Source organism: Streptomyces sp. NPDC057950 (assembly GCF_042887295.1).
GTDB classification, from domain to species: Bacteria; Actinomycetota; Actinomycetes; order Streptomycetales; family Streptomycetaceae; genus Streptomyces; species Streptomyces kaempferi.
Window position 1 is genome coordinate 41,919 of the sequence record NZ_JBHVPP010000012.1, and the last position, 21,594, is coordinate 63,512.

Here is a 21,594-nt window from a genome sequence, read left to right on the forward strand (position 1 = left end):
CTCCGCTCACTGGTTTTTGTGGGCGCGGTGGGCCTTGTCGCCGCCCCCGCCCGGGCGCCGGTTCCGTGGCCCGCGGGCAACGAACCGGACGCCCTGACGTCGACGACCTGGATCCGGTAGCTGTCGCGGATTGGGAGGACGTCGCACGCCAGGTACTGCCCGCCGGTGCCGTGGAAGAGGCCGAAGCCCGTCCGTCGAAGACCCGCACGCGCATGCCGGCCTTCCTGTGAGCGATCGACCGGCGTTTCCCGGCCGGCGGTGTACTCGTCCCACCCCTGGGTGGGGCGATGACCTCGTCTCAACGCGCTTTGGGGTGCGGGTGATGTTGCGCGATGGGTACCCGGGAGCAGTAGCGGTGGCAGTCCGTCAGCGCGCGGTCAGGTGGCCGCGAGGAGGATCGCTGTGTAGTGCGTGGTGAAGGCGGTGACGGTGAGGGCGTAGAAGATCTCGTGGAAGCCGAACCAGGCCGGGGACGGGTCGGGGCGCTCGAGTCCGTAGACGACCGTGCCCGCGGTGTAGAAGTCGTCTCCGACCCGTTCACTGATCCTGCAACCCCTCACCCGCGAGTACCTGCGGCCGAAGTCTCTCCGCGGGGCGGCGCCGTTGAGGCGCGTACCACGAGTTCGGTAGCGAGTTCGATGTGGTGGGACTCGACCTTTTCGCCGTTGGCCAGCCGAAGGGCGGTGCGCAGGGCGGCACCGCCCATCTCCCGGAGTGGCTGGCGCACGGTGGTCAGTGGCGGTGAGGCCATCTGGGCGAGGCTTGTGTCGTCGAAGCCGACCACGCTCAGGTCGTCGGGAACGCGGAGGCCTCGGGCACGGGCACTCTCGATGACACCGACGGCGATCTCGTCGTTGCCTGCGAAGATCGCCGTCGGCGGCTCTTTCAGTTCCAAAAGCGCCCTCGCGCCGAGCAAACCGGTCTCGTATGTGAATTCTCCGGGCCGGACGGAGGCGTTGGGTACCTGCGCTCCTTCCGCCTCCATGGCAGCGCGGTAGCCGTGCATACGTGCCTGGTTGCATACGGCCATGCCCGGTCCGCCGAGATAGGCGATGTGGCGGTGGCCCAGGGAGAGCAGGTGCTGGGTCGCTGCCAGGCCGCCGGCGAAGTTGGTCGCCCCGACACTGTGCACCCGGCTGTCCGGCAGGTGCAGGGGGTCCAGCACGACCAGCGGCAGCCCTGACCGGGCCAGTTCGTTCAGGTGCGCTGCGGTGTACACGCTGGTGATCGCGATGACGGCTCGGCGGCCGGCCGAGACCAGGTCCCGGGCCCAGTGCGGGGCATGGGACGCCTTGCTGATCACCACTGAGGCCCCCAATTCGGCGGCGGAGTCGATGATGCCATCAAGTGTCTCGGCCACGTACGACTTGAGGCCGCCCTTGAACTGGACCTCGATGGTCGGGCTTTCGTCGGCCTCGGTGTGGCGGAACACAGGCGCGAGGTAGTCGTGCTGATGCAGCAGTTCCTGCACCCGGGTGCGGGTGTGCGGCGCCACGTCACCGCGGCCGTTGACCACTTTGGACACGGTCGCCACGGAGACCCCAGCCGCTTGGGCAATGTCCGCCAAAGTGGTGCGCCTGGCGTTCGGTCGCATCGGTTCCTCCGAGCTGTACGTCCACCAGTGTGGTGAGCCGCCGGTCGGGCCGGCAACGCGGGTGGAACCGGTCAACCGTACGGCAACCCGGCACCGAGCTCGTCCCGGGGAGGTGTCGACGAGGCCCTCGACCTCGGCACACCCGGCGATCCGCGTGAGATCACGTCCGGTAACGCAGTCAGATCGGCATGCACATCGACCTGTACACATGCGCCCGGCTGTAGCCGCGCCTGGGCGCAGCGGGCCAAGTGTCGGGCTGTGGCCGACCCTACCGCCAGGACGGCGGGGGAACCGCACGGGCAACCTGGTGGGCAGGAGCCGGCCGGCCGAGGCGATCGCCGCCGCGTCCTCCTGGCCGGGCGTGAAGCCCGGACCGGCCGCCGGCACAATGACGCTGGCGTCGGGACGCCTTTGCGACCACGGGCTGCGACTCGACAAGCAGTCCGGCGCTCTCCACCTCGGTCACCGGCGGATGCCGTACACCCGGGTGGGGGGACCGAGACCGTAGCAGGGACTTCTGCCGGCGGAACGCGCCCGAATTCCGGCGGACACACCGTCCGGAGGCGGCGCCACTTGCAGACTCTCGACCTGCCCGTCACCGCCTTCGGCAGGACGCCCCAGGCGCTTGTCGCCCCAGCGGCTGCCGAGCCGTGCGCGCCTGCCTACCACCACCGTCTCCACCAGGAGGGCGACGACCCGATCCGGCGTGACGCGGATTGGGCTTCGTGGCATGACCTGCACCGACAGCGTGTCAGCCGCGGCCATCGCATCACCTCTCGCCCTGAACGATCCCTTTTCGAAACAGTTTCGATCCCTGCCTACGACTTTCGAGGGTGCTCTCACTCGAGGATACGCAGCTTGTCTCAGTCACGACAACGCTCCTACGCAACTCTTGACACAGCGTCAGCCCGAAACCTAATTTGCTCGAACGGAGCTCAGAGAAGGATTTTTCGAAAACCTTTCACCATGACTCACGAGAGCCGGTGGCTCTCGAGTGCGGAGACAAACATGGCGCTCTCCCGACGTACCCTCCTCGCTCTGGCCACCGGCGTGCCGGTCTCGGCGGCGCTGGCGGCCTGCGGCTCGTCCGGTCCGGGCAAAGGCGGTGGGGCCACGTACTGGTACCTGAACGGCCAGCCGCAGGAAGGCGTCAGAGCCGGCGCGGTGAAGGCGTTCAACAAGTCCCACCCCAAGGAACAGATCAAGGACACCACGTACCAGAACGACGCGTACAAGACGAAGATCAAGACCGCCATCGGTGCCGGGCAGGCGCCCACCATCATCTGGGGCTGGGGCGGCGGGACGCTGCGCACCTACGTGGAAGCGGGCCAGGTCGAGGACCTCACCTCGTGGTTCGACGAGCACTCCGAGGTCAAGAAACAGCTGTTCCCGTCCTCGTTCGGCGCGGCAACCGTCGACGGCAAGATCTACGCGATGCCGTGCGAGACCGTGCAGCCGATCATCCTCTACTACAACAAGAAGGTCTTCGACCAGGTCGGAGTGCAACCGCCGAAGTCCTGGGACGACATCATGGCGCTCGTGCCCAGGTTCAACGCGAAGGGCATAGCACCGTTCGCCCTCGGCGGGCAGTCCCGGTGGACGAACATGATGTGGCTGGAATTCCTGTTCGACCGCATCGGTGGTCCCGAGGTGTTCCAGGCCATCATCGAAGGCGAGAAGAACGCCTGGTCCAGCCCGGACGCCATCACGGCGCTGACCAAGGTGCAGGAGCTGGTTAAAGCCCGCGGGTTCATCAAGGGCTTCTCCTCGATCACCGCGGACTCAAACGCCGACCAAGCACTGCTGTACACCGGCAGGGCCGCGATGATGCTGCACGGCGCCTGGTCGTACGGCATCCAGCAGGCCGACGGTGGGGACTTCGTCTCCAGCGGCGCGCTGGGCTACATGACCTTCCCGCCCGTCGAAGGTGGCAAGGGCGATCCGAGCGACACCGTCGGCAACCCCGCCCAGTACCTGTCCATCTCCTCGAAGGCCAGCGCCGATCAGAAGAAGATCGCCAAGGACTTCTTCACCACCGGCGTCCTCCAGGACGAAGAGGTGAAGAAGTGGATCGACAACGGGTCGGTTCCGATCCGGCTGGGCACCGAGAAACTGCTGGCCGCCTCCAAGAGCGCGGATTTCCTGCAGTTCACCTACAACATCGCCAGCAAGGCCAAAGTGTTCGGTCAGTCCTGGGACCAAGCGCTCAGTCCGACGGCCGCCGAGACCCTGCTGAGCAACATCGCCAAGTTGTTCCAGATGTCCATCTCGCCGAAGCAGTTCGCCGACAACCTCAACGCGGTCACCGGCAAATGAGCTCACCCACCAGCCATCCGCCGCGTCGCGAACCGCGCAGCATCCTGCCGTGGCTGGCGACGCCGGCACTGGCGGTCTTCGTCGGCTTCGCCGTGATTCCGCTCGCCGGTGTCTTCGCGCTGAGTTTCACCACGTGGGACGGGATCGGTGCCATCCACCCGTCGGGGCTGACCAGCTGGCGTGCGGTGCTCACCGACCCGGGGCTGCCGCACGCCCTCTGGGTCACGTTTCTGGTGATAGCCGTCTCCTGGGCCGTCCAGACGCCGCTGAGTATTCTGCTCGGCGCGTTCCTGGCAGGCCGCCAGCGCTACCGAGCCGTGCTGGGAGTGGTGTACTTCCTCCCGCTGATGCTCAGCTCCGCAGCGATCGCGATCGCCTACAAAGCACTGCTGGACCCCAACTTCGGGCTCGGCGCGGGGCTGAAGATCCAGGTGCTCAGCCAAGACTGGCTGGGCCGGCCCGGACTCGCGTTCGGGCTCGTCATCTTCGTCGTCTCCTGGCAGTTCATCCCGTTCCACTCCCTGATCTACCAGGGCGGTGTCCAGCAGATTCCGAAGTCCCTATACGAGGCGGCGCAGTTGGACGGGGCCGGACGGATCCGGCAGTTCTTCAGTATCACGCTGCCCCAGCTGAAATACACCGTCATCACCTCGTCCACGCTGATGGTCGTCGGGTCGCTGACCTTCTTCGACCTCATCTTCGTCCTGACCGAGGGCGGCCCCGGCGACGCCACCCGAGTCCTCGCACTGGACATGTACAAGCGGGGATTCCAGGCCAGCCTGATGGGACCGGCCAGCGCCATCGCGGTGATCCTGGTCCTGGTGGGTTTGGCTCTCGCCCTTCTGCTGCGCCGACTCGGGGGCCGGGACGCCGGCGCGAGCCAACTCGAAGGGGCCTGACGTGAACACCACGCCGACCGAGCCGCGACGATCGCAGAAGGTCACCCACCGCGAGCGTCAACACCACTCTCTCCCGACGGCCCGCCGGCACAACTGGGCCGGCGGCCTGGCCGGATGGCTCTGGCTCTTCGTCGTCGCGGTACCCCTCTACTGGGCCGTCATCACCAGCTTCAAGGCCCGGAGCCGCTATTACGCGAGCAACCCGCTGGTGCCTTCGGGCAATCCGACGCTGGACAACTACCGGATGGTCATCGAGTCCGACTTCCTTCGCTACTTCGTGAACAGCGTCGTGGTCACCGCCGGCGCCGTGGTGCCAGCGGTCGTCTTCTCCTTCATGGCCGCCTACGCGATCGTTCGCGGTTGGCGCATGCGGGGCCTACGCGCGGTGAACGGGCTTTTCCTCATGGGCCTGGCCATCCCGCTGCAGGCGACGGTGATCCCGGTCTATCTGATCATCATCAAACTGCACCTGTACGACACTCTGCTGGCACTCATCCTCCCGTCGATCGCCTTCGCCATCCCGCTGTCGGTACTGGTGCTCGCCAACTTCATCCGCGACGTACCCAAAGAGCTCTTCGACGCGATGCGCGTCGACGGCGCCACCGAATGGACGACGCTGTGGCGGCTGGCGGCACCCCTCACCCGACCAGCCATCCTCACCGTGACCATCTTCAACGCACTGACCATCTGGAACGGATTCCTGCTGCCGCTGCTCCTCACCCAGAACCCTGAACGCCGGACCCTGCCGCTCGCCCTCTGGACCTTCCAGGGCCAGTACGGGGTCAATGTCCCTGCCGTTCTCGCCGCCGTCGTCCTCACCACATTGCCCGCCCTGGTGCTGTACGCGTTCGGCCGCCGTCAGCTGTTGAGCGGTCTGACCGCCGGATTCAGCCGTTGATCGACGCTGCCGCCGTGGCCGGTGGCCGGCCTGTGGTCGGAGACATTCCGTGAGCTGCGGGATCGCCCCACCAGCCAGTCGTGTTCGGCCTGGGCCACGGCAGCCCGTTCCGCCGAATCGCGGTGAGACACGGCAAGCCGAGCTCCACAACCGTTGCTCGCACGTGCCGAACTCGGCCACTACCTCATCGGCCGGCTCGGGCGACAAGACCCGCATCAACCCTGGATGCAGCGGCAGCATCGTCCCCCGGTGTGCGGGCGAAGCGAATCCGGGCCGACGCCGTAGCTCGGACACGATCCGCCCCGTCTCAAGTCCCGCTCGTCTACCTGTTCGCCGTCGCGCCCTGCCCAAGGGCCTGATGGGCGTGGGAGGAAAGTGAACGCCAACGTGGCTGTAGAGAACACCCCCGGAACCCGTCTCTGGAACGACCCCACCGTTTCCGTCACCACGCGGGTCGACGCCCTGATCGACGCGATGACCCTTCAGGAGAAGTCCGCCCAGCTGTACGGAGTGTGGGTGGGCGCCTCCGATCAGGGCGGTGAAGTGGCCCCCCATCAGCACGACATGGAGGAGGCCGTCGATCTCGACGCGCTCCTGCCCACCGGACTGGGCCAGCTGACCCGGCCCTTCGGCACGGTCCCGGTCGACCCCGCCCTGGGTGCGCTCTCCCTGGCCCGCACCCAGACTCGTATCGCCGCCACGAACCGGTTCGGCATCCCCGCTCTCGCACACGACGAGTGTCTGGCCGGCTTCGCCGCCTGGGGGGCGACGGCCTACCCCGTTCCGCTGTCCTGGGGCGCCACCTTCGATCCGGACACGGTGCGGCGCATGGCCGCCGCCATCGGCCGCGACATGCGTGCCGTCGGCATCCACCAGGGACTCGCGCCCGTCCTGGATGTTGTGCGCGACCCCCGCTGGGGCCGGACCGAGGAGACCATCGGCGAGGACCCGTACCTCGTCGGCACCATCGGGACGGCATACGTGCAGGGCCTTGAGTCCGCCGGGATCGTCGCCACCCTCAAGCACTTCGTCGGCTACTCGGCCTCTCGCGCCGGCCGCAACCTCGCTCCCTCCTCCGTGGGCCCGCGTGAACGCGCCGACGTTCTGCTTCCTCCATTCGAGATGGCGATCCGCGAAGGTGGCGCCCGGTCGGTCATGAGCGCCTACACCGACACCGACGGCATACCCTCCGCAGCCGACGAGGACCTGCTCACCGGGTTGCTGCGCGACACATGGGGCTTCGACGGCACGGTCGTCGCCGACTACTTCGCCATCGCCTTCCTGAAGACCCTGCACGGCACCGCAGCCGACTGGGGCGGCGCCGCCGGGGCGGCGCTGCGCGCGGGCATCGACGTCGAACTACCCAATGTCAAGACGTACGGCGCGCCCCTGGCCCAGGCCGTTGCCGACGGCCGCATACCGGAGGCGTTGGTCGATCGCGCCCTGCGCCGGGTGCTCACCCAGAAGGCGGTGCTCGGCCTGCTCGACCCGGACTGGAACCCCGTGCCGGCCGCGCTCGACGGGGCAGACCTGGACGATCCGTCCGGCCTCCGCGGCCGGATCGACTTGGACGGCCCGGAAAACCGCGCGCTGGCCCGCACGGTCGCCGAAGAGGCGGTCGTACTGTTGAGCAACGACGGGACCCTACCGCTCGAGAGGCCGCGCCGCATCGCCCTGCTCGGTCCCAACGCCGACGAGCCCATCGCTGTCCTGGGCTGTTACTCCTTTCCCCAGCACATCGGCGTCCGCCACCCTGGTACCCCGCTCGGCATCGACCTGCCCACGCTGCGCGACACTCTCACCGCCGAGTTCCCCGACGCCGAGATCACGGTCGCCCGCGGCACCGGAATCGACGACGGAGACCTCACTGGCATCCACGAGGCCGCCCAGATGGCACGCGAGGCCGACGTCGCCTTGGTGGTACTCGGCGACCGCGCCGGCCTCTTCGGACGGGGCACCAGCGGCGAGGGATGCGACGTCGAGGCGCTGCTGCTGCCCGGCGCGCAGCAGCAACTGCTCGACACTCTGCTCGACCTGGAGACACCCGTGGTCACCGTGCTGCTCGCTGGACGACCGTACGCCCTCGGCCGCGCCGTGGAGGAGTCCGCTGCGATCGTGCAGTCCTTCTTTCCTGGTGAAGAGGGCACTCACGCGATCGCCGGGGTGCTCAGCGGCCGTACCGATCCCTCCGGACGTCTCCCGGTCAGCGTGCCGCGCGGGCCGGGCTCCCAGCCGTCCACCTATCTCGGATCGCGGCTCGCTCACGCCAGCGAGGTGTCCAACATCGACCCGACCCCCGCGTTCGCCTTCGGCCACGGCCTGTCCTACACGCGGTTCGAGTGGACAGACCTGACCGTGGACGTCCAGGAGGCGCCGACGGACGGAGAGTTCTCCCTGGCCTTCACCGTCCGCAACACAGGCGGGCGCTCCGGGACGGAGGTCGTCCAGGTCTATCTGCACGACCCGGTTGCCTCCGTCGTCCAGCCGGTGCAGCGCCTCATCGGCTACACCCGGGTCGAACTGAAGCCGGGCGAAGCCCGCCTCCTCCGTGTCACCCTCCCGGCCGACCTCGCCTCCTTCACCGGACGTGACGGCCGGCGCGTCGTTGAAGCGGGCGAGCTGCACGTGCGGTTGGCTGCGTCCAGCGCGGATCCGCGTCTGACGACCAGACTCACCTTGACCGGATCTGAGCGCCACCTGGATCACACGCGGCGCCTGCACGCCACGATCGGGCAGGAGCCGGCCGCTCGGGCATGACGCGGGTGTGCGCAGCGCACGTCGCAGCAGCGGCAGCGCTGCGCGCACGGAACCACGGGACCAGGCATGTGGTGGTCCGGGTCCGGTACTTGCCGGGCGACCCGTGACCACGCAGCCTGACACATCCGCGCGGGGAGAAACGTTCAGGGCAGGCGCCCACGCCTCGAGGGGGAAGGTCACCTGGCCGCGGCCGGGTTCCGCACCGGCAAGGTGACCGCGGCGCCGGTCCGGTTCGAAGAGCGTCCCGGACAATCGGCGGTACCTGGGGACCGGCGGGGCGTGTGGGGCGTGTGGGGCGTGCGGGTGAACTGCTGGGCATGGGAGCCCGTACGCCGACCGCGCCCAGGTGCAGGACTGGCGCGACGTCACCATCAGGCCCCTTGCCCCCTCAGGCGCGGCGGCGGCAAGCCGCCCACCGGGGAGAAGACGTGGATGTTCCCCACGGAGAACCACATCGGTATCACCCCGATGCACGGACACATCACCAACACCACGCACTGCCACGGCTCGAGTCCACCGACCGGGCCGGCACTTCATGACAAGCCGCCGCTCCGACGCCAGGCGGTCACCCTGCATTCGGTGGTGGCCGTATTTCCCCCGTCACGTCACAGCACGCCGCGCCGGGCGAGGTTGCGCATCAACGCCCCTACGCCGAATGTCCATGGCGCGGCGAGCTCGCTGGGGACGACGGTGTTGACGAGAGCGCCGAGCCGCAGGCTGGAGATGCGCACGATGTCGCCGTACTCGTGAGTGAAGCCCGTGCCCCGGGCCTGTCGGTCCTCGGTGGGAGCGAAGAGCGTTCCGGTGAACAAGACGAAACCGTCCGGGTATTGATGATGTGGACCATGCGTGGCGGCCACCAGTTCCAGTACGTCGCGGCTGATCTCGCGCATGGAACTGCTGCCATGCAGCACGTAGCCGTCCGTGCCGTCGATCCGCAGGTCGACGTCGATCGAGCGTACGGTGTCGAGATCGAAGCCCTCGTCTAGCAGCCGGATGAACGGCCCGATCGCGCATGAGGCGTTGTTGTCCTTCGCACGGGACAGCAGCAGGGCGCTGCGTCCCTCGATGTCGCGGAGGTTGACGTCGTTTCCGAGCGTCGCTCCACGCACCCGGCCGCGCGAGTCCACGACGAGGACGACCTCGGGCTCAGGGTTGTTCCACACCGAGGTGCCGAGCACTCCGACGTCGGCGCCGGTGCCGACCGCGGACAGTACCGGGGCCTTCGTGAACACTTCCGGGTCCGGCCCGATCCCGACCTCCAGGTACTGCGACCACAGTCCTTCGGAGACGAGCAGTTCCTTGGCCTTGGCCGCTTCCGGCGATCCCGGACGGATGCCGTCGAGCGCACCGCCCACCACCTGCCCGACTCGGGCCCGGACCCGTGCGGCCTGTGCCGGATCGCCGCCCGCGCGCTCTTCGATGACACGTTCGAGCAGACTCCGGGCGAAGGTGACGCCCGCGGCCTTGATCACCTGCAGGTCGACGGGGGCGAGCAGGTGCGGAACGTCGCGGCAGCCGGTCGGTGCCTCGAGCAGTGCGTCCAGGCGCCAGGCGTGTCCGCCGTCGGCCTCGCGGACGACTGCCGCCGCGTCGTCGCGTTCCATGAGATCGGAGACGGTGGGTGCGATGGCTGTCAGGTCGACGACCTGCTCGCCGCGGACCGCGGCCACACACGGTCCGTCGCATTCCGGGTTGTGGACGCGCGCGACGAGAGCGGCTCGGTCGGCGTCCTCCGGCACGACGGAACCGGCTGTGAGGACCGGACGAGGGCGGGCTGCTGCCGATTCCACGATCGATGCTCTCCTGGATTCGAGGGGTGCGGTCGCCGGGGGTGAACTCAGTGGGAGTCCCGGGGGACCTCGTGTCCACGGCTTCCGCGCAGGAAACCGAAGTCGGCGCCTTGATCGGCCTGTTCCACGTTCTGGGTGTAGAGCCAGGCATAGCCGCTGGTGTGCCGCTCAGCGGGTGCTCTCCATGCCTGCCGGCGTCGCGTGAGTTCGGCGTCGTCCACATCCAGGCGCAGGATGCGGTTCGGGACGTCGAGGACGACGGGGTCCCCGTCGCGCACCAGCGCGAGAGGTCCGCCGACGGCGGCCTCGGGAGCCACGTGCAGGACCACCGTCCCGTACCCGGTGCCGCTCATCCGACCGTCGCAGACGCGCACCATGTCCCTGACGCCGGCCTTCAGCAGCTTGGTGGGCAGCGGGACGTTGGAGACCTCGGGCATCCCGGGGTACCCCTTGGGGCCGGCGTTGCGGATGACGATGACGGTGTTCTCGTCGACGTCGAGTTCCGGGTCGTCGGCCACCTCGTGATATGCCTCGGGGGAGTCGAAGACACGCGCGGGGCCGCGGTGGGTGAGCAGGTGCGGTGACGCGGCGGACTGCTTGATCACGGCGCCGTCGGGGCACAAGTTTCCTCGGAGGACGGCGATACCGGTGCCCGCCGGCTGAAAGGGGGCGTCGAGGCCGGTGATGACGTCGGAGTCGATGCGTTCGGCGTTCTCGGTGTTCTCGGCAATGGTGCGTCCGTTGACCGTGATCTGTTCGCCGTGCAGCAGCTTGCCGCCGAGCAGCTCGGTCATGACGGCGGGCAGACCGCCCGCGTAGCAGAAGTCCTCCATGAGGTATGTGCCGCTGGGCATCAGGTTGACCAGGGTCGGCACCGCACGGACCAGGTCGTCGAAGTCCCGCAGGGTCAACTCGACGCCGACGCGTCCGGCGACGGCAAGGAGATGGATGATGGCGTTCGTGGAGCCGCCGATGGCCGCGTTGACCCGGATGGCGTTCTCGAACGCCTCCCGCGTCAGTATCTGCGAGGGGCGCAGCTCCTCCCTCACCATCCCCACGATGCGCTGCCCCGCCGCCTGCGCGGTTTCCATCCGCCGTGAGTCGACCGCGGGCCAGGCCGCCGAGCCCGGCAACTGCATGCCGAGCGCCTCGGCCATGCAGGCCATCGTCGAGGCGGTCCCCATCGTCATGCAGTGCCCGTCGGAACGGGCCATGCACCCTTCCGCGAAGAAGCACTCCTCCTCGGTCATCCGGCCGGTCTTCAGGTCCTCCTCGAACTTCCACACGTGGGTGCCGGATCCCACGTCCATTCCCCGGTACTTGCCGTTGAGCATCGGTCCGCCGGTGACCATGACGGCGGGCAGATCGACGCTGGCGGCGCCCATGAGCATGGCGGGGGTCGTCTTGTCGCAACCGGACAGCAGCACGACGCCGTCGAGCGGATTGGCCCGGATCAGCTCCTCCACCTCCATGGCCATGAGGTTGCGGTACAGCATGGCGGTGGGGCGCATCAGGGTCTCGCCGGTGGCCATGGTGGGGAACTGGAGCGGTAGGCCGCCCGCCTGCCACACGCCACGCTTTACGGCCTCGGCGACGCGTGTCAAATGGGCGTTGCAGGGCGCGAGTTCGGAGGCACTGGTCGCGATGCCGATGACGGGACGCCCGTCGAACACCTCGTGCCCGAATCCCTGATTGCGCATCCAGGAACGATGGACCATCCCGCTGCGACCCTGTGCGCCGAACCATGCCTGGCTGCGGCGGCTCGTCTTCTGACCGTCGGTCATATAGGCACTCCCGTGGCTCTGGCGTCGTCCGCTTCGCGATGGGGCGTTGTCAGGTGAGGACCCACAGGCCTTACCCTTCAACACAATCATTGAATGATTCGATGAATGACGTCCAGGGGTGAGCAGGGATCGTGGTGCAATTCCTCACCACGCACCAGCGCGTGGTCGACGAGCTTGGGCGGCGCATCGTCGGTGGAGCGTGGGAGCCGGGGGATCCGTTGCCGGTCGAGGATGCCCTCGCAGCCGAGATCGGCGTCAGCCGGGGGGTGTTGCGGGAGGCGGTCAAGGCACTGGTGGCCAAGGGGATGCTGCATGTGCGCCCGCGCACCGGCACACGCGTGCTGCCCCCGGAGCACTGGAACCACCTGGACCGTGACGTGCTGCGCTGGAAACAGGCCGGGGACGCCACGGCTCTGCTGCGCGACACGGGTGAACTGCGCCGGATCGTCGAACCCGAGGCGGCCCGACTCGCTGCCGACCGGGCCGGTCCCGACGATGTACGAATCCTGTACGACTGCCTGGCGGCGATGCAGGCCGCGGCGGCGGAACCCGGTCGCAGCGGCTACGTCGAGGCCGACATCGCCTTCCATCGGGCGCTGCTCGACGCGAGCGGCAACCGTCTCCTCGGCTCACTGGGCCGCGCAGTAGACATCGCACTGGAACACAGCTTCCTCGTCAGCACCCAGACCCCCGGCGCGGTGGAAGCCTCACTGCCGGGTCACCGCGCCGTCGTGCAAGCCGTCGAGGCAGGCGATCCTACGGCCGCGGCGGCCGCCGTACTGGCCATCATCGAAGCCGCCGAACAGGAGATCGCCCAGTCACCCGGACCGATGCGCAGCGATGCCGTATGACGTCCCACGGCATCGGCCCCGCAGCGCCGCGAGCAGGAGCACGGAAGCGGTCCACGCCAACGTGATCTTCGTCCGGCCACCGGGCGGGCCGTGTCCGTGCCTTGGCGGTCGTTGCTCATCGTGAATCCGGCTTTCCAGTGGGGTGCCGCCGGTTCTCCGACGCCGTTGTGCTCCCAGGACGTACGGTCCGACCCGTGCGGCGCCAGGCTCCAGTGACGTCCACCGCCGAAGCCGGCGTCATGCTGGGGCGATGCGGAACCGCTCGCTCCCCGCTTCTACGCCGACCGCGACGAAGCCGATCCCTGGCCGCCGCGAGCTCAGCCGTCCGACCCGTACCGGGCTCCCAGGTCGGCGACCTGGGAGCCCGGTGCGGGTCAGCGATCGTGTCCTGTGCTCAGGGCGCCGTCGTGGTCCCGGCTCCCGTGCCCGTGGTCGTTTTCAGTCCCGCGCGGGTGTACAGGTGGCCCCGGCGCTTCGCCGTGCGCAAGAACAGGACCGTGGGGATGGCGCAGATGATGATGGCGAAGATGCTCGCCTCGGGACCGAAAGTACCGCCAGTGATGGCCACCGGACCGGACAGTACGCCGTGGAGCAGGCCCGCCGGGGTTCCCTCGTTGCCGGAAACCGTGGTGCCGAAGATGCCGCTCTCGGCGAAGTTCCAGCCGAAGTGCAGGCCGATCGGCAGCCACAGGGTACGGGTGGCGGCGTAGGCCGCGCCGAGCATCAAGCCGGCCTCCACCGCGATAGCCAGCGCACCCCAGACCGTGGCCCCGGAGTTGACCAGGTGCAGGCCGCCGAAGAGCACACCGGTGATTACCAACACGCCCCGTGTTCCTACCAGTTGCTCGACCAGCCGGAAGATGATCCCGCGGAAGAGCAGTTCCTCGACGACGGCGACCCCCGCCATCGTCCCGAGCACGGCGATCGCCGCGCCGAACGAGACACCGCCCTTCGTGCCGTATCCGCCGAACACGGCGATCAACGCGATCGTCGCGGTGAACAGGACGAGTCCGAGAAGGGTGCCGGTCCGGAGTCCGGAGACGGCGGCCGTCGCGTCCAGTTCGGGCAGCGCGCGCTTCTCCACCGCTCGTACGACCACCGCGTAGAACTTCAGCGCGCCCACCGCCACGACGGCGCCGGCGATCACCGACAGGAACGGGTTGGTCCCCGCGACAGCCCGTATCCCGGCGGCCAGTGCCGTCACCGCCAGGAACAGCACCACCATCAGCACCAGCCGTCCGCCCGTGGACATCGGCGGCCGCACGTTCTTGAACGGGGTGCGCGACCTGAGCGAACTCTGCGTCATTGCGTTTCCTCACCTGCGGCACCGCGGCCCGACTGCCGCTGTGTTGACGACAGGAACGCTATGAGTGAGTACCGGCGAGGCACGTCGCCCCCGGGTGGACAGTCGCGTGTAGCTCGCTCGGGGGACAGTCGCGTGCGCGGGGCAGGGGAAGAGGTCAGTCGTGGGCGGTGACCAGGCCCACCCGGTGGGCGAGGACAACCGCCTGAACGCGGTCGCGCAGGTCGAGCTTGGTCAGGATGCGCGACACGTACGTCTTGACCGTCTCGCGGCTGATGACCATCCGGTCGGCGATCTCGGCGTTCGACAGTCCCTCGGCGATGAGCCGCAGCACCTCCGTCTCCCGGGGCGCGAGAACCGAGAGCGCCTCGGTCGCGGCGGTCCGGCGCGGGGTACGGATGCGGTCGGCGAACCGGCCGACGAGCTGCCTGGTGACGGCGGGCGCCAGCAGCGACTCGCCCGCTGCGATCGTGCGAATCCCGTGCACCAGATCACGCGGCGGCGCGTCCTTGAGCAGGAATCCGCTGGCCCCGGCCTTCAGCGCCTCGTACACATACTCGTCGAGGTTGAAGGTGGTGACCACCAGGACCTTCACGGGATCGACGACGCCAGGTCCCGCCAGCAATCGGGTCGCCTCAATGCCGTCCAGGACCGGCATCCGGATGTCCATCACCGCCACGTCCGGGCGCAGGCGCCGCGCGGACTCCACCGCCGTGCGGCCGTCCGCGGCCTCCCCCACGACCTCCAGGTCCGGCTGTGCGCCAAAGATGGTGACGTAACCGGTACGGACCAGTTCCTGGTCCTCACAGACCAAGACGCGTATCAGAGTATCGGTGGCAGTCATACGGTCTCTTTTGAGGGAATGCGGGCGTGGACGATGAAACTGCCGTCCGGACGACTGCCCGACAGCAACTCGCCGCCGAACACCCCGACCCGTTCGCGCAGTCCGAGCAGCCCGTGTCCGCCGCCGCGGACGAGCGGTCCGGTTCGGGACAAGACGGCTACGCAGGGCGTTCCGTCGGTAGTCACCTCGACCTCTATCTCCGCCTGTCCGTAACGGACTTGGACTCTCGTGCGATGCCCGGGGGCATGCTTGAGCGCGTTGGTCAGAGTCTCCTGCACCACGCGGTAGGCGGCCAGTTCCACGCCCGTGGCCATCGGGCGCCGCTCCCCCGTCTCGGTCAGCTCCACGGGCTGTCCCGCCGCTCGTGACTGCTCCACCAGGTCGCTCAGCTTTCCGAGGGCCGGTGTCCGGTCCCCCACGGTGCCGCCCGCGGAGGACGTATCGCCGGATGCCTTGAGCACACCGAGCAGATACTGAAGATCTGTCAGAGCGCGCCGGCCCGAGTCGCTGATCGCCTCGAGTCCCACGGCCACCCGGTCCGGCGCGCCGGCGAGCAGGTACTGGGCAGCGTCCGCCTGCACAACCATCGCGGTGACGTGGTGGGTCACTACGTCGTGCAACTCCCTTGCGATGCGCGCCCGTTCCTTCGCCATTGCCGCCTCCACGCCGAAACGTCGTTGTTCCTCCTCGGCCGCCCGCCGCGCCCGCACCACCCGACCGACACCCCAACAGCACACCAGCACCAGGTAGATGAGGACGAAGTCGGTCGCCCGTTGCGGCGAGCCCCTGCCGTACAGCCCGAGCGCGAACAGCACGTAGAGCCCGGTCGCCACTGCCGCCCCCATGCCAAGGCGTACGCCTCCCGCGCGCCTCCCGTGGGCACCGAAGTTGTAGAGAGCGATGTACAGTCCCCAACTCGCCAACGTCTGTGGGCAGCCCATCAGTTCGTGCACACTGAACGCACCTGCCACCAGTGCCAGGCAGATTCCCGGCCACCGTCGCCGCAGCACCAGTGGCAGCCACAGCGCCATCGCCAGCAGGACTCCGGCCACGTCGTAGGAACGCTGCGGCAGATCACCGAACTCCGCGCCGATCCGGGCGGTCACGGGCGCATACACCACGGGAGTGAGCAGCAACGTGAACACCACGTCCCGCTTCCACACGCTCAGCGCACCCCAGCGCGCCGCGCAGGCCCGCACGTTCTCGACGAGAGATGACGCCGTTGCCTTGGACACGCGCAGAGCCTAGTCGCACCGGGGACACCGGAGGATCGGGTCCGGACAAGACACATGTACGGGGGGCGTGCACCCCCTGGTACCGCGGGCACGGCTTTCTTCCCCGGCCGGGTCATGCCCCGGCCTTTGTGGCGGGTGGCCCCGGCGATGCCATGTCCACACGGAACCGGTTCCGCCCCGCTTGCGCTTGGCCCGGTGTCAGAGTCTGCGCAGTTCGGCGACGGGCCACCTTCAACAGACGGCACAGCAGAGCGACATCGTGGGTGGCTTTCTCCGCCTCGATTGCATACGGGGGCTCGTTGCGGGATAGAGCTTCGCCTCGATGTGGGACACCTTGACACCTGGCGACCGGCTTCCGGGGACGTAGTGCCAGGTGGGAAGTGGCAGCAACCGCGGCAGGCGGTACACGGAGGGGTTCGAGCGGGGCGCGGTCACCCTCGTCCGCTCGACCCGCAAGACCGTCACCAAGGTGGGCCGGGAACTCGGCGGCAGCTCACCGCCGTAGCGGCCATACATCGGCGACCGCGGCACGGGCATGCACTTGCTGATCGTTCCGCTTCAACGTCTGATCACCGGCAGAGGCCGGAAAGCGATTGCTGCACACCCAGTACAACTCGCGCACCCCAAGGGATCTCCAGCGGTTTCCCAGAGGGTGCGTCCACTCGGTTGACACCCCACTCCACTTCTCCTAGAGTCCGCCGCAGATTTCGAACGGCTGTCGATATATCGAACATCGCGAATCTCGCCCGCACCTCCACTTGGCCACCAGACGGAAGGCCGCACACTTCTCGCACCATCGAGCAAAAAACAACACAAAAAAAGGAATCACTCAACGTGAAGACTTCACACGTAGTCCCCGCCGCGTTTATCGCTTTAGCCTTGTCGGCTTGTGGACAGGGCGGTGACAGCGACAGGGGCGACGTCAAGGGAGCCACGATCGGCATCGCAATGCCTACGAAGTCCTCCGAGCGCTGGATCGCCGACGGTGCGAACGTCAAGAAAGAACTGGAGGCAAAAGGATACAAAACGAAGGTGGTCTTCGGCGAAGACGATCCGGACCAGCAGGTCTCGCAGATCGAAAACTTGATAACGCAGGGAGTCAAAGCGCTGGTCATCGCAGCCATCGACAATAAGTCACTGAATAATGTCGTTCAGCAGGCCGCGGACGCGGACATTCCGGTCATCGCTTACGATCGCCTCATCCTGGGCACGAAGAACGTCGACTACTACGCTTCCTTCGACAACGAGAAAGTCGGCGAACTGCAAGGTGGCTACATAGCAAAGAAGCTTGGGCTGGAGGACGACTCAAAGAAAGGTCCGTTCAACATCGAACTGTTCGCCGGATCCAACGACGACAACAACACGCGCTATTTCTTCAAAGGGGCAATGAAAATTCTGCAGCCCTATTTCGACAAAAAGCAGCTTGTTGTCAGGTCTGGGCAGACCGAGCTGAACCGTGTGACCACTCTTCGATGGGACGGCGCGACCGCGCAAAAACGCATGGAAGATATACTCACCTCGTCGTACAAGCAGGGAAAAGTCGACGCTGTACTCTCGCCATATGACGGCATCTCCATCGGAATAATCTCCGCGCTGAGGTCCGATGCGTACGGCTCCAAGACTAAGCCTTGGCCGGTCATCACCGGCCAGGACGCTGAACTCGCCTCGGTCAAGTCGATCATATCCGGCGAGCAGACGCAGACCGTCTACAAGGATCTTCGGAAACTCGCCAAAGTGACTGCCGGCATGGTCGACTCCGCCCTCAAAGGTAAAAAACCGCTGATCAACGACACGAAGAGCTACGATAACCGCGTAAAGGTAGTCCCTGCATACCTGCTGCAGCCGGTCAGCGTCGACAAGTCAAATTATAAAGAGGTCCTCGTCGGCGGTGGATGGTACTCGGAGGATGAGTTGAAGTAGCTTCTTTACAGTGGGATCCGTCGGCAGCGAGGCCGCTTACGGACTCCGCCGCCCGAAGACCCATGCCTGCCTTTGCTCCTCCGAGAAGGTTCCCGATCGAACGACACCCTGCCACGGAGGCCGGAGGCGACCGGCCTCGCATGGACGCCTCGACTCCCGCTGACTGATCGAGGCTGTCGACCGCGGATCGTGAGCGATGAGCTGTGGGCGTTGATCGAGCCGCCGCCGTGGCCGAAGCGGTCGCCGTTGCCGCAGCAAGTGCCGGTCCGACTCTGCCTGCGGGGCAACTCGTCCGTCCTCGACAACGACATGGCCTGGCAACTTCTGCTTCTGGAGCCGAGGTGCGGCTCGAGCCCGATTTGCCAGGACCGCCTGGACCTGTGGCAGACGGCAGCAGACCTCGACCACTTGCACCGAGTCCTGCTCGCCAGACTGAACACGGACGGCGAACTCGACTGGTCACGTGCGTGCGCGGACAACTCTCAGATCCGTGCGAAAGGGGGGCGCGGGACACCGGTCCGTCGCCGGTCGGCCGGCGGAAGTCGGACAGCAAACATCACCTGATCCGCGATGGACGCGGTATCCCGCTGAAGGGCATCACGACTGCGGTCGACGTCAACCATGTCACCCAGACACTCGCCCTGGTCGACGGGATCCCGCCCGTCGCGGGCCCTCCCGCCTGGCCCCGCCGCAGACCTGAAGCTCTGCTCGGTGACAAGGGCTACGACTCCAAACGCCCACCGCGACGCACTGCGTCGTCGGCGGATTTTGCCCGACATCTCCCGCGCTGGCGACAGCCTGCCGGCCGTCCAGGTAAGGACCGTCAGCCGTCGGGGCGGCCCTCAACTGTGTCTGAGTGACATCAATTCTCGGTTCTGGCCTGGGCGTTCTGCGCGGGAGGCGGGGGTCGAAGCCGCTCACTCCGGCTGCACGGACCCTGATTCGAGGGCACGACGATCCCCTGGGTCCTTCGGAGTTCCGCTGAGTTCCCGGGCCGCAGTGGTTGCCGGCCGACTCGCACGGCAACCCGGCATCGACGAAGCCCCCGACGCTCACGCCCATGTCCACGAGTTCCGATCGGGGCCGGGCCGAAGAACCTTCACGGCCACGCCTGCCTGCCCGAAGTGCGGACCCCCGCGGATCCGAGCCCACTCGGCTTGCTGTCACCACGGACGCATCATGTGCTCTTCGACACTCAACTGGCGGTCGATGTCGGCTGCGAGGTCGGCCAACTCCGCGACACGTGGTCGAGAGCGGCGTTCTGCGGATCCAGCCGAAGACATCTATGAAACAGTTGAAAACTCTCATTGCGGACTCGTCAGCCAAGCGCAGCCCATGCACGGGCAAAGATCCGTACAACCAACCCCACTCCTCGTGAGTCATGATCACCACGGGCCGGAACTCCCGTCCCGATCAAGACCAGAGGGCCGAATGAACTCAACTCGACGATGCACGTCCACGGCGTCCGCAACCGCCGTCGTGCTCGCCACCGCCGGCGGTCTGCTCACCGTCACCGCCGTCACCGCGTCCGCCGCGACGACCTGCACCTCGCCGGTGTACAAGCGGCAGTTCTACGCGAACACCGCCTTCTCGGGAACTCCGAAGCGGACCGACTGCGACAGCACGGTCGATGAGAACTGGGGCGCAAAGGCCCCCGCCTCCGGTCTGCCGACGAACAACTTCGCCGTCCGCTGGAGCGTCACCCGCGACTTCGGCTCCGGCGGCCCCTTCACCTTCTCGGCCGCCGTCCAGGACGGCATCCGCGTCTACGTCGACAGCTCCCGCAAGGTCGACCTGTGGAAGAACGGCTCGACGACGACGAAGAAGACCGTCAACGTCACGATCCCGGCGGGCCGCCACACCCTGCGCGTGGACTACGTCAACTGGACGGGCTCGGCGAACGTCAAGTTCGCCTACGCACCCACCACTTCGGCGACCATCGACAAGGTCAAACCGCTCCCACCGGTGGGCGCGTCGGCTTCGTACGACAAGACCACGGGCAAGGCGAAGCTCGGCTGGACGAAGAACAACGAGATGGATCTCGCCGGCTACCGCGTCTATCGCCGCCTCAAGGGCGCGGCCTTCGGCAGCACTCCTCTGGCCACCACCACCTCCACCTCGTACACCGACACCCCGCCCGCCAGCGGCGAGGTGTACTACTACGAGGTCCGCGCCCACGACAGGGCGGGCAACGTATCCGCGGGCTCCGCCGACCAGGCTGTGGTGAGCGCCGACCGCACCGCACCCGCCATCCCCACCGGATTGAGTTCGGCCGCCGAGTCCAACGGTCTGCGGGTCAGGTGGAGCCCGGTCGAGGGGGCGGCGTCGTACCGGGTCTACCGGGCGGCGACCGCCCAGGGGACGTACACCCTGGTCGGCAGTACCGGCCAGGTGTCGTACACGGATACCTCGGCCGCCGAGGACGTGAGCTACTCCTACCGCGTGACCGCCCTCGACACGGCGGGCAACGAGTCAACGCGGTCCGCCGCCGTCACCGGCACCCACAGAGACCGCACCCCGCCTTCCGCCGTCACCGGAGTCACCGTCGTCCCGACCGAATACGGTTTCGCGGTGAGCTGGGACGCGAACCCCACCCCGGACCTGGCGAGCTACGTGGTCCGCCGCGGCGAACTCTGGGGAGACGACGACGAGAAGATGTGCTCCCTCTACCCGGGCTACTACGTGTCGGCCGACACCACCTCGTACGCGTACACCACCGTCCCCGACGGCGAAGAGAGCTGCTTCATCGTCGATGCCGTCGACGACGCCGGGAACTCCGCCTTCCAGTCGACCGGCGAGGCGCAGATCGTGACCGCGACCGAGTTCGACATGACGCCGAGCGTCGCAACGCCCGACGGCTCGCCCCTGCGCCTTGAGGCTTCCGCCGCTGAGGGCGCGGAAGGAAACCGTCTGACGTGGTCCGGGCTCGGTGCGGGCGAGGAAGGTTCGTCCGCACCCGCGCTGGGCTTCCGCGTCTACCGGTGGAACCCCGCCACCGCCGCCTACGAGAAGATCCACGAGGCCCCCGCCGGAGCCTTCGAGTACTTCGACACCGGCGCCCGGCGTGGCACGACCAGCTACTACTGGGTGACAGGCGTGAATTCTGACGGCACCGAAACCTTGCCCGCTGCCGACTGGGCCGTCACCGCACCCGCGGCGTGACCTGACCCGACGGACAGGCTCGAACAGAGACTCCCCCTGCGTCCGGGCCACGCTTGATCGCTTCGGAGATCGCCGGCCACCCGGCCAGTCAGCGATGACGACCACCCCTGTCGCGTCGGCCACAGCAGAGCCCGCCGGGCCCACAGTTCCCGGCGGGCTTCACTGTATGGCTGATCACCGGAGGCCCCTGATCGGCGCCCGACCGTCCTGGCAAGACTCGAGAGGTCTGGCTGCCGGA

At 67.6% G+C, this 21,594-nt stretch carries 13 protein-coding genes and 2 pseudogenes; 8 read left to right on the top strand and 7 right to left on the bottom strand.

Translation table 11 applies throughout. From position 1 onward, the window contains the following. Positions 1-377 precede the first annotated feature (377 nt). A pseudogene (locus ACFVTC_RS20655) lies at positions 378-530 on the bottom strand (hemolysin III family protein); the annotation flags it as partial. Between the two features lie 26 nt (positions 531-556). Next, positions 557-1,594, bottom strand: a complete 1,038-nt coding sequence (locus ACFVTC_RS20660) for a LacI family DNA-binding transcriptional regulator (RefSeq protein WP_390128955.1) — start codon at positions 1,592-1,594, stop codon at positions 557-559. Positions 1,595-2,602: 1,008 nt separating this feature from the next. Between ACFVTC_RS20660 and ACFVTC_RS20665 the strand changes: the two genes are divergently transcribed. The 4 genes from ACFVTC_RS20665 to ACFVTC_RS20680 all read left to right on the top strand — a co-directional run bounded on the left by ACFVTC_RS20665 (position 2,603) and on the right by ACFVTC_RS20680 (position 8,464). After that, a complete protein-coding gene (locus tag ACFVTC_RS20665; RefSeq protein ID WP_390128957.1) occupies positions 2,603-3,910 on the top strand; it encodes an extracellular solute-binding protein in 1,308 nt (435 codons plus the stop codon). Next, on the top strand, positions 3,907-4,809 hold the full coding sequence (locus ACFVTC_RS20670; RefSeq protein WP_390128959.1) for a carbohydrate ABC transporter permease: 903 nt from the start codon (positions 3,907-3,909) through the stop codon (positions 4,807-4,809). The genes ACFVTC_RS20665 and ACFVTC_RS20670 overlap by 4 nt, the downstream gene beginning before the upstream one ends. A gap of 1 nt (position 4,810) precedes the next feature. After that, complete coding sequence (locus tag ACFVTC_RS20675) at positions 4,811-5,707, top strand: carbohydrate ABC transporter permease (protein ID WP_390128961.1); 897 nt, start codon at positions 4,811-4,813, stop codon at positions 5,705-5,707. A gap of 375 nt (positions 5,708-6,082) precedes the next feature. Continuing rightward, positions 6,083-8,464, top strand: coding sequence for a beta-glucosidase (locus tag ACFVTC_RS20680; protein WP_390128963.1), 2,382 nt, complete (start codon positions 6,083-6,085; stop codon positions 8,462-8,464). Positions 8,465-9,069: 605 nt separating this feature from the next. Here ACFVTC_RS20680 and ACFVTC_RS20685 read toward each other — a convergent pair. Together ACFVTC_RS20685 and ACFVTC_RS20690 are read right to left on the bottom strand one after the other, a co-directional pair. Next, on the bottom strand, positions 9,070-10,257 hold the full coding sequence (locus tag ACFVTC_RS20685) for a fumarylacetoacetate hydrolase family protein (RefSeq protein ID WP_390128965.1): 1,188 nt from the start codon (positions 10,255-10,257) through the stop codon (positions 9,070-9,072). A 47-nt stretch (positions 10,258-10,304) separates the two neighbouring features. After that, complete coding sequence (locus tag ACFVTC_RS20690) at positions 10,305-12,041, bottom strand: IlvD/Edd family dehydratase (RefSeq protein WP_390128968.1); 1,737 nt, start codon at positions 12,039-12,041, stop codon at positions 10,305-10,307. Between the two features lie 105 nt (positions 12,042-12,146). Between ACFVTC_RS20690 and ACFVTC_RS20695 the strand changes: the two are divergent. Beyond that, positions 12,147-12,892, top strand: a pseudogene (locus ACFVTC_RS20695) (FadR/GntR family transcriptional regulator). A gap of 394 nt (positions 12,893-13,286) precedes the next feature. On the opposite strand, the gene ACFVTC_RS20700 reads toward ACFVTC_RS20695, so the two are convergent. The 3 genes from ACFVTC_RS20700 to ACFVTC_RS20710 all read right to left on the bottom strand — a co-directional run bounded on the left by ACFVTC_RS20700 (position 13,287) and on the right by ACFVTC_RS20710 (position 16,274). Next, entirely contained in the window at positions 13,287-14,198 is a 912-nt protein-coding gene (locus ACFVTC_RS20700) for a CPBP family intramembrane glutamic endopeptidase (RefSeq protein WP_390128971.1), read from the bottom strand. 154 nt (positions 14,199-14,352) lie between these two features. Next, entirely contained in the window at positions 14,353-15,039 is a 687-nt protein-coding gene (locus ACFVTC_RS20705; RefSeq protein WP_390128973.1) for a response regulator, read from the bottom strand. Next, positions 15,036-16,274: a sensor histidine kinase gene (locus tag ACFVTC_RS20710; RefSeq protein WP_390128975.1), complete on the bottom strand. Its 1,239-nt coding sequence runs from the start codon at positions 16,272-16,274 to the stop codon at positions 15,036-15,038. The genes ACFVTC_RS20705 and ACFVTC_RS20710 overlap by 4 nt, the downstream gene beginning before the upstream one ends. 373 nt (positions 16,275-16,647) lie before the next feature. Here ACFVTC_RS20710 and ACFVTC_RS20715 point away from each other — a divergent pair, with 373 nt between their 5' ends. From ACFVTC_RS20715 to ACFVTC_RS20725, 3 genes are all read left to right on the top strand, one after another. Then, positions 16,648-16,779, top strand: a complete 132-nt coding sequence (locus ACFVTC_RS20715; protein WP_390128976.1) for a hypothetical protein — start codon at positions 16,648-16,650, stop codon at positions 16,777-16,779. Between the two features lie 329 nt (positions 16,780-17,108). Then, positions 17,109-18,194, top strand: a complete 1,086-nt coding sequence (gene chvE / locus ACFVTC_RS20720; RefSeq protein WP_390128978.1) for a multiple monosaccharide ABC transporter substrate-binding protein — start codon at positions 17,109-17,111, stop codon at positions 18,192-18,194. Between the two features lie 1,479 nt (positions 18,195-19,673). Beyond that, the gene (locus tag ACFVTC_RS20725; protein WP_390128980.1) at positions 19,674-21,356 is read left to right on the top strand and encodes a fibronectin type III domain-containing protein; all 1,683 of its coding nucleotides are present in this window, start codon (positions 19,674-19,676) and stop codon (positions 21,354-21,356) included. The last annotated feature ends 238 nt before the right edge of the window (positions 21,357-21,594 follow it).